This is a genomic window from Mesorhizobium sp. CC13 (genome assembly GCF_039907765.1).
Classification (GTDB): Bacteria; Pseudomonadota; Alphaproteobacteria; order Rhizobiales; family Rhizobiaceae; genus Aminobacter.
Genome location: NZ_JARDJI010000001.1, coordinates 53400 through 66243 on the forward strand (window position 1 = coordinate 53400; position 12844 = coordinate 66243).

General features: G+C 66.7%; 14 protein-coding genes, 1 tRNA gene and 1 riboswitch. Of the genes, 9 read left to right on the forward strand and 6 right to left on the reverse strand.

Annotated elements, in window-relative coordinates:
- The first annotated feature begins 12 nt into the window (after nucleotides 1-12).
- Both argF and PV773_RS00240 read left to right on the forward strand, forming a co-directional pair.
- Complete coding sequence (argF, locus tag PV773_RS00235; RefSeq protein ID WP_347964404.1) at nucleotides 13-930, forward strand: ornithine carbamoyltransferase; 918 nt, start codon at nucleotides 13-15, stop codon at nucleotides 928-930.
- A 98-nt stretch (nucleotides 931-1028) separates the two neighbouring features.
- Entirely contained in the window at nucleotides 1029-2036 is a 1008-nt protein-coding gene (locus tag PV773_RS00240; RefSeq protein WP_347964904.1) for an Hsp33 family molecular chaperone, read from the forward strand.
- A gap of 1 nt (nucleotide 2037) precedes the next feature.
- Here the strand turns inward: PV773_RS00240 and apaG are convergent, their stop codons facing one another.
- On the reverse strand, nucleotides 2038-2430 hold the full coding sequence (apaG, locus tag PV773_RS00245; protein ID WP_347964405.1) for a Co2+/Mg2+ efflux protein ApaG: 393 nt from the start codon (nucleotides 2428-2430) through the stop codon (nucleotides 2038-2040).
- A 187-nt stretch (nucleotides 2431-2617) separates the two neighbouring features.
- Between apaG and PV773_RS00250 the strand changes: the two genes are divergently transcribed.
- Nucleotides 2618-3550, forward strand: coding sequence for a DUF6454 family protein (locus tag PV773_RS00250; RefSeq protein ID WP_347964406.1), 933 nt, complete (start codon nucleotides 2618-2620; stop codon nucleotides 3548-3550).
- A gap of 85 nt (nucleotides 3551-3635) precedes the next feature.
- Here the strand turns inward: PV773_RS00250 and PV773_RS00255 are convergent, their stop codons facing one another.
- Nucleotides 3636-4829, reverse strand: a complete 1194-nt coding sequence (locus PV773_RS00255; RefSeq protein ID WP_347964407.1) for an O-succinylhomoserine sulfhydrylase — start codon at nucleotides 4827-4829, stop codon at nucleotides 3636-3638.
- A 43-nt stretch (nucleotides 4830-4872) separates the two neighbouring features.
- Nucleotides 4873-4950, reverse strand: a riboswitch (SAM riboswitch).
- A 149-nt stretch (nucleotides 4951-5099) separates the two neighbouring features.
- Here PV773_RS00255 and PV773_RS00260 point away from each other — a divergent pair.
- Together PV773_RS00260 and PV773_RS00265 are read left to right on the forward strand one after the other, a co-directional pair.
- Nucleotides 5100-6188, forward strand: coding sequence for a 2'-deoxycytidine 5'-triphosphate deaminase (locus PV773_RS00260; protein WP_347964408.1), 1089 nt, complete (start codon nucleotides 5100-5102; stop codon nucleotides 6186-6188).
- A gap of 107 nt (nucleotides 6189-6295) precedes the next feature.
- Nucleotides 6296-7075 carry an ABC transporter substrate-binding protein gene (locus PV773_RS00265; protein ID WP_347964409.1) on the forward strand — a complete coding sequence of 260 codons (780 nt, stop codon included), beginning with the start codon at nucleotides 6296-6298 and terminating at the stop codon, nucleotides 7073-7075.
- Nucleotides 7076-7235: 160 nt separating this feature from the next.
- Here PV773_RS00265 and PV773_RS00270 read toward each other — a convergent pair.
- Nucleotides 7236-7309 (reverse strand) — tRNA-Gly (locus PV773_RS00270).
- 143 nt (nucleotides 7310-7452) lie between these two features.
- On the opposite strand from PV773_RS00270, the gene PV773_RS00275 reads away from it, so the two are divergent.
- Nucleotides 7453-7716, forward strand: coding sequence for a DUF6460 domain-containing protein (locus PV773_RS00275; RefSeq protein WP_340036307.1), 264 nt, complete (start codon nucleotides 7453-7455; stop codon nucleotides 7714-7716).
- 1 nt (nucleotide 7717) lies between these two features.
- On the opposite strand, the gene PV773_RS00280 is transcribed toward PV773_RS00275, so the two are convergent.
- Nucleotides 7718-8614 carry a histone deacetylase gene (locus PV773_RS00280; protein WP_347964410.1) on the reverse strand — a complete coding sequence of 299 codons (897 nt, stop codon included), beginning with the start codon at nucleotides 8612-8614 and terminating at the stop codon, nucleotides 7718-7720.
- Between the two features lie 190 nt (nucleotides 8615-8804).
- Here PV773_RS00280 and PV773_RS00285 point away from each other — a divergent pair, with 190 nt between their 5' ends.
- A complete protein-coding gene (locus PV773_RS00285) occupies nucleotides 8805-10085 on the forward strand; it encodes an MATE family efflux transporter (RefSeq protein ID WP_347964905.1) in 1281 nt (426 codons plus the stop codon).
- On the opposite strand, the gene PV773_RS00290 is transcribed toward PV773_RS00285, so the two are convergent.
- On the reverse strand, nucleotides 10061-11137 hold the full coding sequence (locus PV773_RS00290; RefSeq protein ID WP_347964411.1) for a quinone-dependent dihydroorotate dehydrogenase: 1077 nt from the start codon (nucleotides 11135-11137) through the stop codon (nucleotides 10061-10063). The genes PV773_RS00285 and PV773_RS00290 overlap by 25 nt on opposite strands.
- The gene (locus tag PV773_RS00295; RefSeq protein WP_347964412.1) at nucleotides 11134-11484 is read right to left on the reverse strand and encodes a DUF952 domain-containing protein; all 351 of its coding nucleotides are present in this window, start codon (nucleotides 11482-11484) and stop codon (nucleotides 11134-11136) included. Before PV773_RS00295 ends, PV773_RS00290 begins: the two co-directional genes overlap by 4 nt.
- A gap of 161 nt (nucleotides 11485-11645) precedes the next feature.
- Between PV773_RS00295 and PV773_RS00300 the strand changes: the two genes are divergently transcribed.
- Both PV773_RS00300 and PV773_RS00305 read left to right on the forward strand, forming a co-directional pair.
- Complete coding sequence (locus tag PV773_RS00300) at nucleotides 11646-12032, forward strand: hypothetical protein (RefSeq protein WP_347964906.1); 387 nt, start codon at nucleotides 11646-11648, stop codon at nucleotides 12030-12032.
- 153 nt (nucleotides 12033-12185) lie between these two features.
- Nucleotides 12186-12842, forward strand: coding sequence for a response regulator transcription factor (locus PV773_RS00305; RefSeq protein ID WP_340036311.1), 657 nt, complete (start codon nucleotides 12186-12188; stop codon nucleotides 12840-12842).
- Nucleotides 12843-12844 lie beyond the last annotated feature (2 nt).

The window sequence follows — 12844 nt, forward strand, 5'->3', positions numbered from 1 at the left end:
CAAGGACGACTTATGACCAGCGCAATTCGTCATTTCACCGACCTCTCGGGCCTGTCCGGGAGCGACCTTCGCGGGATTCTGGACGATGCGGCGGCGCGCAAGGCGCGCCTGAAAGCTGGCGAGCGATCCAAGCCGCTCGAGGGCAAGGTGCTGGCGATGATCTTCGACAAGCCGTCGACGCGCACGCGCATCTCCTTCGATGTCGGCATGCGCCAGCTCGGCGGCGAGACGATCATGCTGACGGGCACCGAGATGCAACTCGGCCGCTCGGAGTCGATCGCCGACACCGCCAAGGTGCTGTCGCGTTATGTCGACGCGATCATGATCCGCACGACGGCGCATGACCGCCTGCTCGAGCTGACCGAGAACGCCACGATCCCGGTCATCAACGGCCTCACCGACGACACCCATCCGTGCCAGCTGATGGCCGACATCCTCACCTTCGAGGAGCATCGCGGCCCGGTTGCCGGCAAGACCTTTGCCTGGACCGGCGACGGCAACAACGTGCTGCACTCGCTGCTCGAAGCCTCGGCGCGCTTCCGCTTCAACGTCAACATGGCCGTGCCGGAAGGCAGCGAGCCCGAGCAGAAGTACGTCGACTGGGCCCGCGCCAATGGCGGCAAGGTGATGCTGACCCGCGATGCGGAGGCAGCCGTCAGCGGCGTCGATGCCGTGGTGACCGACTGCTGGGTGTCGATGGGCCAGGAGCACCGCGCCCGCGGCCACAACGTCTTCCTGCCCTACCAGGTCAATGCCGAGCTGATGAAGCACGCCAAGCCGGACGCGCTGTTCATGCACTGCCTGCCGGCGCATCGCGGCGAGGAGGTCACCGACGAGGTGATCGACGGGCCCAACTCGGTGGTGTTCGACGAGGCCGAGAACCGGCTGCATGCGCAGAAGGCCGTGCTGGCCTGGTGCCTCGGCGCTTGAATGACTGATCCCGCGACCCTATCTGGGGCGGGATCAACACAATCTATCGATGCCTTGTTCTGCGACCGCCGGCTGGCCGACTGGTCGCAGAATTCATTATATGGGAAACAGATCCAGTGACTGAGACCGAACGCAAGCTCGGCGAGTTCGGGTTCGCCGGCGACGACCACGTCGTTCCATTCGCGGTCGAGCCGCTCGACGTGCGCGGCCGCACCGTGCAGCTCGGGCCCCTGCTCGACCAGATCCTCGACCGCCATGACTATCCGGAGCCTGTGGCGAGGCTGCTCGCCGAGGCCTGCGTGGTCACGGTGCTGCTCGGCACCTCGCTCAAGTTCGAGGGCAAGTTCATCCTGCAGACCCGCACCGACGGGCCGGTGGACATGCTGGTGGCGGACTTCACCACGCCGCATTCGCTGCGTGCCTATGCCCGCTTCGACGCCGACCGCGTCGAGGAGGCCATCAAGGCCGGCATGACCGCGCCCGAGGACCTGCTCGGCACCGGCGTCCTGGCGCTGACCATCGACCAGGGTGCGCATACCCAGCGCTACCAGGGCATCGTCGAGCTCAACGGCATTTCGCTCGAAGAGGCGGCGCGCACCTATTTCCGCCAGTCGGAGCAGATCCCGACCGACCTGCGCCTGTCTGTCGCCAAGCTGGTGCTTCCGGGCGAGGGCGGCGGCGAGCACTGGCGCGCCGGCGGGCTGCTGGCCCAGTTCCTGCCGGACTCGCCCGAGCGCCGGAGGGTGCAGGACATTCATGGCGGCGACGGCGACCAGCGCGATGTCGCGGCCGAGCCCGAGGACAATGCCTGGCAGGAGCTCCTGGCGCTGGTCGCGACCATCGAGCCGACCGAACTGATCGATCCGACCGTGGGCGCCGAGCGGCTGCTCTACCGTCTGTTCCATGAGCACGGCGTGCGCGTCTACGAAGGCGTGCATGTCGCCGACGACTGCTCGTGCTCGGACCACAAGATCCGCGGCATCCTGCAGGGTTTCTCGGCGGAGGAGATCAAGGACAGCGTCGAAGGCGGCCGCATTCGCGTCAACTGCGAGTTCTGCTCGAAGGCCTACGAGTTCGATCCGGGCGAGTTCGCCGCAGCCGAATAGCTCAGTTCAGCCTGTGCCGCGCATTGGGCAGGTCGAGCGAGAACGCCGGTATCGCGACGTCGAACAGCTCGCCCGCCTCGTTGCGCATGGTGTAGCGCCCGACCATGATGCCCGACGGCGTCGAGAGCGGGCAGCCGGACGTGTACTGATAGCTGTCGCCGGGGTTGAGCTCGGGCTGGTCGCCGACGACGCCCGGGCCGCGCACCTCCTCGATCTTGCCGGCCGCGTCGGTGATGTGCCAGTAGCGCGACAACAGCTGCACGAACTCGTCCGAGTTGTTCTCGATGGTGACGCGATAGCCCCAGACGTAGTGGTTCTCGGAAGGTTCGGACCGTTCCTCGAGGTAGAACGGCTCGACCTCGACGGCGATGTTGCGGGTGACCGCGCGATACATGCTGCGCTCCATGACCTTCACGCTAGGGTCCGCCCCTTGCCGCGGGCGGTCAACAACTGATCGCCTTGTTCACGCCGAATGTGATCGGCACATGGCGGGGATTTCGCACAACCGACACCCATGTGTCACCCGCGCGTCATGCGCGGGCGTGAGTTTCCGCGTCGTCCAACGACAAGGAATCACTGCAATGAAACGTCTCTTCACACTCCTGCTCGCATCCGTCTGCCTGGCCGGCACGGCTGCCCGCGCCGACGACCTGGCGGACAGCATCGGCAAGCTGACCCGTGGCGCGGAGTGGACGCTCGTCAAGTCATCGATGCTCGGTTTCGACACCTTCCATCCGCAGGGCTTCGCGCGTGTCGGCGACTCCCTGTTCATGTCGTCTGTCGAGATCATCGAGCGCACCAAGAAATACGAGACGCCGCAGAACGGCATGGACCGCGACGAGGGCAAAGGCGCCGGGCATCTGTTCAAGCTCGACGCCGACGGTAAGCTCATCGGCCAGGTGAAGCTCGGCGAAGGGGCCATCTACCATCCCGGCGGCATCGACTACGACGGCCGCTGGCTGTGGGTGCCGGTTGCCGAGTACCGCCCGAACAGCAAGTCGATCATGTACCGCGTCGATCCGGAGACGCTGGAAGCCACCGAGGTCTTCCGCTTTCCCGACCACATCGGCGGCGTCGTCTACGATGCCGAGCAGGGCACGCTGCATGCCGTCAGCTGGGGTTCGCGCCGGTTCTACACCTGGAAGGTGACCGAGGACCTCACCGTGCCGGACGCGGCGCTCGACCCCGAGAAGACCCGCACGCTCAATCCCTCGCACTACATCGACTATCAGGACTGCGGACTGGCGAAGCCGGGCCAGGCGGTCTGCACCGGCCTGACCGAATACCGTCCGGGCCCGGATGGACAGCTGTTCCGCCTTGGCGGCATCGACGTGATCGACCTCAAGGAAGGCCGCCCCTTGTTCCAGGTGCCCGTGCAGATCTGGACGGAGAAGGGCAAGTCGATCACCGGCAATCCGGTGCTGGTCGAGAAGACCGAAACCGGCATTCGCCTGACCGCGGCGCCCGAGGACAACGAGACCAAGCTCTACGTCTACGAGACCAAGCTGCCGTAAGGACAGCGAAAGAGGGGGCGCCCCGGTCGACCGGAGCGCCCCCTCATTTGTCTACCTGCTTGACCGCCTGGGGCCGCCGGAGATCTCAGCGGGCGGCCTTCAGCGCGTCGCCGATGTCGTTGAGCAGGTCGTCGGCGTCCTCGAGGCCGACCGACAGGCGCAGCGTGCCGTCGTCGATGCCGAGTTCGGCGCGGGCCTCGTCGGTGAGGTTCTTGTGCGTGGTGGTCGCCGGATGGGTGATCAGGCTCTTGGAGTCGCCGAGATTGTTCGAGATCAGGATGATCCGGAGCGCATTCTCGAAGGCGAAGGCCGCTTTCTTGCCGCCCTTGACGTCGAAGCAGATCAACGTCGAGCCGCCCTTCATCTGCTTGCTGACGATGTCGGCCTGCGGATGGTCAGCGCGGCCCGGATAGATGAGGCGCGAAACTTCCGGCCTCCCGGCGAGGAAGTCGGCGATCTTGCCGGCGGTCTCGGTCTGCTGACGGACGCGCAGCGGCAGCGTCTCCAGCCCCTTGAGCAGCGTCCAGGCATTGAACGGCGACAGGCTCGGCCCGGTGTGGCGGAAATAGTCGTGCAGGTTCTCGTCGATCCACTTCTTGTCGGACAGGATCACACCGCCCAGGCAGCGGCCCTGGCCGTCGATGTGCTTGGTGGCCGAGTAGACGACGATGTGGGCGCCGAGTTCGAGCGGCTTCTGCTGCATCGGCGTGGCGAAGACGTTGTCGACGACGACGCGGGCGCCGATCGAGTCGGCGAGCTGGGCCACGGCGGCGATGTCGACCACTTCCAGCGTCGGGTTGGTCGGGCTTTCGAGGAAGAAGAGCTTGGTGTTGGGCTGGAGAGCCCTTTCCCAGTTCTCGATCCTGGTGCCGTCGACCAGCGTCGCCTGGATGCCGTATTTGGGCGCCAGCGTCTCGACGATCCAGCGGCAGGAACCGAACAGCGCCCGCGCGGCGACGATGTGGTCGCCGGCCTTGAGGCTGCAGAGGATGGCGGCGGCGACCGCGGCCATGCCCGAGGCGGTGGCGCGGGCGTCCTCGGCGCCTTCGAGGGCGCACATGCGCTTCTCGAACATGTCTACGGTCGGGTTGGCGTAGCGCGAATAGATGAAGCCCTGCGTCTCGCCCTTGAAGCGCGCTTCGGCGCTTTCGGCGCTGTCGTAGACATAGCCCTGGGTCAGGTAGATCGCTTCGGAGGTCTCGCCGAATTCCGAGCGGAGCGTGCCGCCGTGGACGAGGGTGGTCTGGGGATTCCAGTTGCGTGTCTTGTCGGTGGTCATAGCGACTTCCAAATACAAAAAAACCGGCCGCGAGAAGTCGCAAACCGGTCCAACTGCGGCCCTTTAGCGACTTGTTTAACGTGGCTGCAAGCCGACCGGCCAAATCACCACGGGATAAAGGTCCTTTAGACCTGTCGCCGGCTTGCGTCAATCGCGGGCTCGACTAAACGTTTTGGGCCACGCGCATGGTCCGAAGGCCGGGTCCATGGGCATCGAGCGCTGCAGCGTCCTTGCCGCACGGTCGCGCCGGCGTTGTAGAGGAGTTGGCCAATGCGGCAGTCGGGCATTCTTCCGGACCAGGACATCGCGGCTTTGTTCGCTTCGGGTGCGCTGGCCGCACCGCCGCTCGACGCCGACCAGGTCCAGCCGGCGAGCCTCGACCTGCGCCTCGGCGCCAAGGCCTTTCGCGTGCGCGCCAGCTTCCTGCCCGGCCCCGGCCACCTGGTGCAGGCCAAGCTCGACCGGCTCAAGCTGCACGAGATCGACCTCGCCGACGGCGCCGTGCTGGAGACGGGCTGCGTCTACATCGTGCCGCTGCAGGAGGCGCTCAACCTGCCCGCCGACATCTCGGCCTCGGCCAATCCCAAGAGTTCGACCGGCCGCCTCGACATCTTCACGCGCGTCATGACCGACCGCGGCCAGGAGTTCGACAAGATCCCTGCCGGCTACGCCGGCCCGCTCTATCTTGAGGTCAGCCCGCGCACCTTCCCGATCGTCGTGCGCAAGGGCTCGCGCCTGTCGCAGATCCGCTTCAGGAAGGGCAATGCGCTGCTGTCGGAGGCGGAGCTGCACGCGCTGCACGTCTCCGACCGGCTGGTGGCGATCGATCCGCCCAACATTTCCGGCGGCGGCATAGCGCTGTCGATCGACCTCGGCGGCGAGGCGGGCAGCATCGTCGGCTATCGCGGCAAGCACCACACCGGCCTGGTCGACGTCGACAAGCGCGCGGCCCATGCGGTGGTCGATTTCTGGGAGCCGATCTACAACCACGGTTCGGGCGAACTGGTGCTGGACCCGGACGAATTCTACATCCTGGTTTCGCGCGAGGCCGTGCACGTGCCGCCGCTCTACGCCGCCGAGATGACCCCGTTCGATCCGCTGGTGGGCGAGTTCCGCGTCCATTATGCCGGCTTCTTCGATCCCGGCTTCGGCCATTCCGCCGCCGGCGGCACCGGCAGCCGCGCCGTGCTCGAGGTGCGCAGCCACGAGGTGCCGTTCATCCTCGAACATGGCCAGATCGTCGGCCGCCTCGTCTATGAGTACATGCTGGCACGCCCGCGCGCACTGTACGGCTCGGACCTGGGCTCCAACTACCAGGCGCAGGGCCTCAAGCTGTCCAAGCACTTCCGCATGACCTAAGGTAGCCCAGCCTTATCAAGACTTTGCTTGTCCGTTGCCGGCCTGTGTGATTGGCTGGAAGGTGGGAACACTCGCCAAAAAAGAGTGGTTCGACAACGGAGACGAAAATGCAGATTTCCAGAAGATTGGCATGCTCCGCCGCGCTGGCGGCCCTTCTGCTGAGCGTCGGCGCCGCCTCGGCGCAGGAGGGCGGCAAGCTCAAGCTGGGCACGGAAGGCGCCTATCCGCCCTTCAACACCCTGACCGCCGACGGCAAGCTCGCCGGCTTCGACATCGACGTCGGCAACGCGCTCTGCGCCCAGATGAAAGTGGAGTGCGAGTGGGTCACGCAGGACTGGGACGGCATCATCCCGGCGCTGCAGGGCGGCAAGTTCGACGCCATCGTTGCCTCGATGACCATCACCGAGGAGCGCAAGCAGCAGGTCGACTTCACCGACAAGTACTACACCACGCCGCTGGCGCTGGTGGCGCTGAAGGACACGACCCTGGCCTCGCCGGAGCCGGATGCGCTCAACGGCAAGACCGTCGGCGCGCAGGCCTCGACGACCCAGGCCATCTACGCCGAGGACAAATATGCCAAGGCCGGCGCCGACGTGAAGCTCTATCCGACGCAGGACGAAGCCATGGCCGACCTGACCAACGGGCGCCTCGATGCGGTGGTGTCGGACAAGTTCGTGCTGGTCGACTGGATGAAGACCACCGGCAACGACTGCTGCAAGCTGGTCGGCGACCTGAAGGGCACGGAGTCTTTGACCGGCATCGCCGTGCGCAAGGGCGACCCGCTGCGCGAGAAGCTGAACGCGGCGATCGCCGCGATCGTGGCCGACGGCACCTACGCCAAGATCAACGCCAAGTATTTCGACTTCGACATCTACGGCAAGGATTGATCGACAGAGCTTCGAAACAGGATGCCGCAGGCCACCGGCCTGCGGCGTCCGCTCGGAAGCCGGCCTTTGCCAGAATTGCTGGCCGATTCCGCAGCGACGGCCTTAGGCCCTGATGACCGCGGGGGCGGTCGATCCTGGCTCAAGACCTTGAATTGAAAGCTGGAGCGGGTAGCGGGAATCGAACCCGCGCGTTCAGCTTGGGAAGCTGACAGGCTACCATTACATCATACCCGCGCGGGCACTTGGTTAGCATCGCGCATCCCGCTCGGCAATGGCACTCGATGAGATCTTCGCCGATATGCCCCGGTGCCGCATCTTGAAGCGCGTGGCGCAATCGCGATATTCGGGGGTAGGCCCAAGAATCGCAGGAGACTGACTTGAACGGACTGGCGCGTTTTCTCGGCGACACCCCGCTTCGGGTGCTCATCAAGCTCCTGGTCATCTCCTTCCTGGTGGGCATCGTGATGAATGCCTTCGGCTGGTCGCCCTGGGACGTGCTCTACGGCATCCGCGATTTCTTCCTCGACATCTGGCGCATGGGCTTCCGCGCCATCGACCGCTTCCTGGGCTACATCCTGCTGGGCGCCGCGATCGTCATCCCGGCCTTCGTCGTCCTCAGGCTGTTCAGCTACCGCAAATAGCTCAGGCGAAGCCGGCGGCCGTCTCGAACAGGATCGCGTGGCGGGCGGCGAGCGCGGCGACGTCGGTCGAATATCCGCCGCCGATGACGCCGCAGAGCGGCGCGCCGGCTGCGCGGAAATGCTCGATGACGAGACGCTCGCGCCGGCGCAGGCCGTCGTCGCTCAGGGCGAGGCGGCCGAGCCGGTCGTCGCGGTGCGGGTCGACGCCGGCGTTGTAGAAGACGAGGTCCCAGCGGCGCATCGCCGACAGGCTGCCGAGCGCCTCCGACAGCGTCGCCAGATAGGCATCGTCGCCGGTGCGGTCGGGCAGGCCGATGTCGAGGCTGGAGGCGACCTTGCGCACCGGATAATTCTTCTCGGCATGCATGGAGAAGGTGAAGGTCCCCGCCATGCCGGCGAGGATCTCGGCGGTGCCGTCGCCCTGGTGAACGTCGAGATCGACGACGAGGATGTTCTCGACCAGCCGCTCGGCGAGCAGCGCCAGCGCCGCGACCGCGACGTCGTTGAAGGTGCAGAAGCCGGCACCCTGCGAGCGCCTGGCGTGGTGGCTGCCGCCGGCCGTGTTGCAGGCGATGCCGTGGTCGAGCGCCAGCCGTGCCGCGAGCAGCGTTCCGCCGGCGGCGAGCTGGGCGCGCCGCGACACCCGCTCGCCGACGGGAAAGCCGATCTCACGCTCGATGTGCGTCGGCACCGTGCAGGCCAGCACCTGCCCGACATAGCTGTCCTCATGCGCGAGCCGCAGCCAGTCGGGCGAGATCGGTTGCGCCCGGTTGAGGCCGGCCGTCAGCCCCAGTTCGCCGAGGCGCGCCATGAGCTGGGTGTATTTGCCCATCGGGAAACGGTGATCCGGCGAGAAGCCGGCGTCGTAATCCGGGTGGCTGACGATCTGAAGCGGCATGCTGAACCAGTGCGGCGCAATGAATTGTCCTGCCAGGTTAGACGGTTGCGCCGGCCGAAGAAACCGGTCCAACTGCACAGCTGACGGGAATCATGCCTGAGGAGGGGAGACGTTGGACGCTGCGTCCAGGGTCACGCATGTAGGCGCTTTCGACGTGACCACCAGGACGGTGCTGGCGATCGCCGTGCCGATGACGCTCGCCTATCTGACGACGCCGCTCATCGGCGTGGTCGGCACGGCGGTGGTCGGGCAGTTCGGCGATGCGGCCCTGCTCGGCGGACTGGCCGCGGGCGCCGTCGCCTTCGACGTCGTCTTCACCAGCTTCAATTTCCTGCGCGCCGGTACCACGGCCCTGGTGGCCCAGGCCGTCGGCCGCGACGACGATGCCGAGCAGCAGGCCGTGTTCTGGCGGGCGACGGTGATCGCCGTGGTCGCCGGCCTGCTTTTGATGCTTGCGGCGCCGCTCACTTCGCTCGCCGGGCAATGGTTCATGTCGGCCGAGCCGCGCGTCAGCGAGACACTCGACGCCTATGTCCGCATCCGCATGCTGGGGGCGCCGTTCGCGCTCGTCAACTACGCCGTGCTCGGCTATGTGCTCGGCCGCGGCGAGGGCGGTTTCGGCCTGTTGCTGCAGGCGACGCTCAACGGCGTCAACATCGTGTTGTCCATCCTCCTCGGACTGGAGCTGGGCTGGGGCGTCGAAGGCGTGGCCTGGGCGGCGGTGGGCGGCGAGGTGGCGGGCACTTTTCTCGGGCTCGCCGTGCTCATGCGGCGGTTCGGCCGGCAGCCGCCGCTGGCGCGCGCCGGCATCTTCGACGGCAAGGCGTTTCGCCGGCTGTTCGTGCTCAACCGCGACATCATGATCCGCTCCTTTGCGCTGCTCGCGGCCTTTGCGCTGTTCACCCGCCAGGGCGTGCAGTTCGGCACCGCGACGCTGGCGGCCAACGCCGTGCTGATGAACTTTTTCCTCGTCGCGAGCTTCTTCCTCGACGGTTTCGCCACCGCGGCCGAACAACTGGCCGGACGGGCGATCGGCGCCCGCTACGAGGCGGCCTTCCGCAAGGCGGTCCGGCTCTGCTCGGTCTGGGGTTTCGCGATGGCCGGCGTCATGGCGCTCGTCCTGCTCGCCTTCGGCGGCAGCTTCGTCGCGATGATCTCGACGGCGGAGGATGTGCGTGCCGTGGCGATGGCGTTTCTGCCCTGGGCAGCTTTCACTGCCTTGAGCGGCGTCCTCGCCTTCCAGATGGACGGCGTGTTCATAGGCGCCGCCTGGTCGCGCGACATGCGCAACATGATGCTGCTGTCGCTGCTCGTGTTCGTGGCCGCGCTGGCGACACTCCCGGTCGCCTTCGGCAATGCCGGCCTATGGATGTCGCTGCATCTGTTCCTGATCGCGCGCGGCCTGTCGCTGCTCGCGCTGCTGCGGCCGAGGGCGCGCACGGCCTTTCACAGCGGTGCCGCGGTCCACTGATCGAGCTTGCTGTCGCGCAGTTTGGAGATGCTTTCCAGGCCCTCGCGCCGTGCGAAGTCGGACATGCCGCGGACGATGCGCGCCGGCAGCGACGGCCCGGCATAGACCATGCCGGTATAGATCTGCACGAGGTCGGCGCCGGCGCGGATCTTCTCGAGCGCGGTGTCGGTGGAATCCACTCCGCCGACGCCGATGATGGCGCGCTCGGGGCCGACCAGCTTGCGCATGCGGGCGAGCACCGCGGTGGAGCGCGCAAACAGCGGCTTGCCGGAGAGGCCGCCGGTTTCGCCGGTGTTGGCTGTGCTGCGCAGCGGCGGCCGCGTGATGGTGGTGTTGGAGACGATGATGCCGTCGATCGCCTTTTCGGTCACTTCGGCGGCGATGTCCTCGAGCTCTGCCTCGTGCAGGTCGGGCGCGATCTTGAGGAAGATCGGCACCGCCTGGCCGGCTTCGGCGCGGGCGATCATGACGCTGGCCAACAGTTCGGCCAGCTGCTCGCGCGCCTGCATGTTGCGCAGGCCCGGCGTGTTGGGCGACGAGATGTTGACGGTCAGATAGGAGGCGTGGCGGGCAAAGCGCTTCACGCCGATGACGTAGTCGGCGATCCGGTTGGCGCTGTCCTTGTTGGCGCCGATGTTGACGCCGACGATGCCCGGACGGCGGGCGCGGGCCGCAAGCCGTCGCTCGGCGGCGTCATGACCCTCGTTGTTGAAGCCGAGCCGGTTGATGACGGCGTCGTCCTCGACGAGGCGGAAGATGCGCGGCCTGGGGTTGCCCGCCTGCGGCAGCGGTGTGACCGTGCCCACCTCGGCGAAGCCGAAGCCGAGGCCGAGCAGCGCATCGGGCACCTCGGCGTTCTTGTCATAGCCGGCGGCCATGCCGAGCGGGTTGGGGAAGTCGAGGCCGGCGACCTTGACCCTGAGCCGGGCATCCTGCGGCGCGCGACCGCCGACCGGGAGGCCGCAACGCAGCGCCTTGATCGACAGCCCGTGCGCGGCCTCCGGATCGAAGCCGAAGAGCAGGTGGCGTCCAAGCCGGTCGAATGCATTCATTCCCGTTCGAGCTCCGGAAAGTCGTGGCTGCCGTCTGCCTCGAGCGGCAGCGGCCGGACCCAGACGGCGGCTGCCGTCTGGAGCGGGGCGTAGAGATGCGGGAACAGGGCGCCGCCGCGCGAGACCTCGTATTTCAAGGCCGCGCCGAGGCTGTCGGCGTCGATGGCGACCAGGAGCAGGTCGGCCTGGCCGGCGAAGTGCCTTGCCGCTGTTTCCCTGACCTGTCCGGCGGTCGAGAAATGGATGAAGCCGTCGGCCAGATCGACCGGGGCGCCTTCGAAAACCCCCTTGCGCTCGGCGTCGCGCCATAGCGGCTCGGGGCAGATCTTGTAGATGGTCTTCGTCATACGGGCGCTATAGGCTGAAAGCATCATGCGTGGAAGGGCGGCAAGCCTCGCCCCACCGTAATTTGGGCCTATTGGGGCGCGATAATGGCGCCGGGTCGAAAATGGAGAATGCCATGCGCCAGAGTGCAATCCTGCTCGTCCCCCTGCTGGCCGGCCTGGGCATGGGGAACGCCTCGGCAGCCGAGGCCCAGCGCTACCAGATGGAGAAGACCGAGAAGGGCTACGTGCGCATGGACACGCGGACCGGCGAGATGTCGATCTGCGAGGACCGCGACGGCCAGCTCGTCTGCAAGCTGGCCGCCGACGAGCGCTCGGCGCTGCAGGACGAGATCGACCGGCTGCAGACGGAGCTCAAGGATCTCGACCAGCGTGTGGTCAAGCTCGAGGGCTCGCTGGCCCAGAAATTCGAATCGACCCTGCCGAGCGAAGAGGAGTTCGAGAAGACGATGGGCTACATGGAGCGCTTCTTCCGCAGCTTCCTGGGCATCGTGAAGGACTTCGAGAATGAAAAGACCGGCCAGCCGGCGCCTGCCCCCGACCGGACCTGAACCGCGGACGGCCCGCCGATGCCCGAAAGTTGCGCATGAAGCGTATTCTGGAGGCCCGACTTCCGTTTAACTGCTTGAAAAGGCGCCACCGGGCCGCATAATCGCGCCCGACGGTCCATGGCGCGCAGATGGCCGGGATCTCGGGAGGGACAATTGTCGGCAGGCCACAAGTTCGTCATCGCAGACGATCATCCGCTATTCCGGGGCGCGCTCAAGCAGGCCATCGCCGGGTTGGCCGACGTGTCGAGCGTGCTCGAGGCCGGCGATTTCGAAAGCGTCAAGGCGATCGTCGCCGCCAATGACGACCTGGACATCGTGCTGCTCGACCTTTCGATGCCGGGCGCCAGCGGCCTGTCGGGGCTGATCTCGCTGCGCGGCGTCCATGCCACGGTTCCGGTCGTCATCGTTTCGGCCACCGACGATCCCGAAACCATCCGCCGCGCGCTGGAGCTCGGCGCCTCGGGCTTCATCTCGAAATCGGCGAGCATGGACGAGATCCGCGAGGCGATCGAGACGGTGCTGTCGGGCGAAATCATCGCGCCGAGCGACATCGACCTCGGCGTGGAGCGCGATCCGGAGATTTCCGATCTCATCAAGCGCCTGCAGTCGCTGACGCCGCAGCAGACGCGGGTGCTGGGCATGCTGGCCGAAGGGCTGTTGAACAAGCAGATTGCCTACGAGCTCGGCGTGTCGGAGGCGACCATCAAGGCGCATGTCTCGGCCATCCTGCAGAAGCTCGGCGTCGACAGCCGCACCCAGGCGGTGATCCTGCTCTCCAAGATCGGCAGCGAGCCGCGCATCGCCTCCTGAGC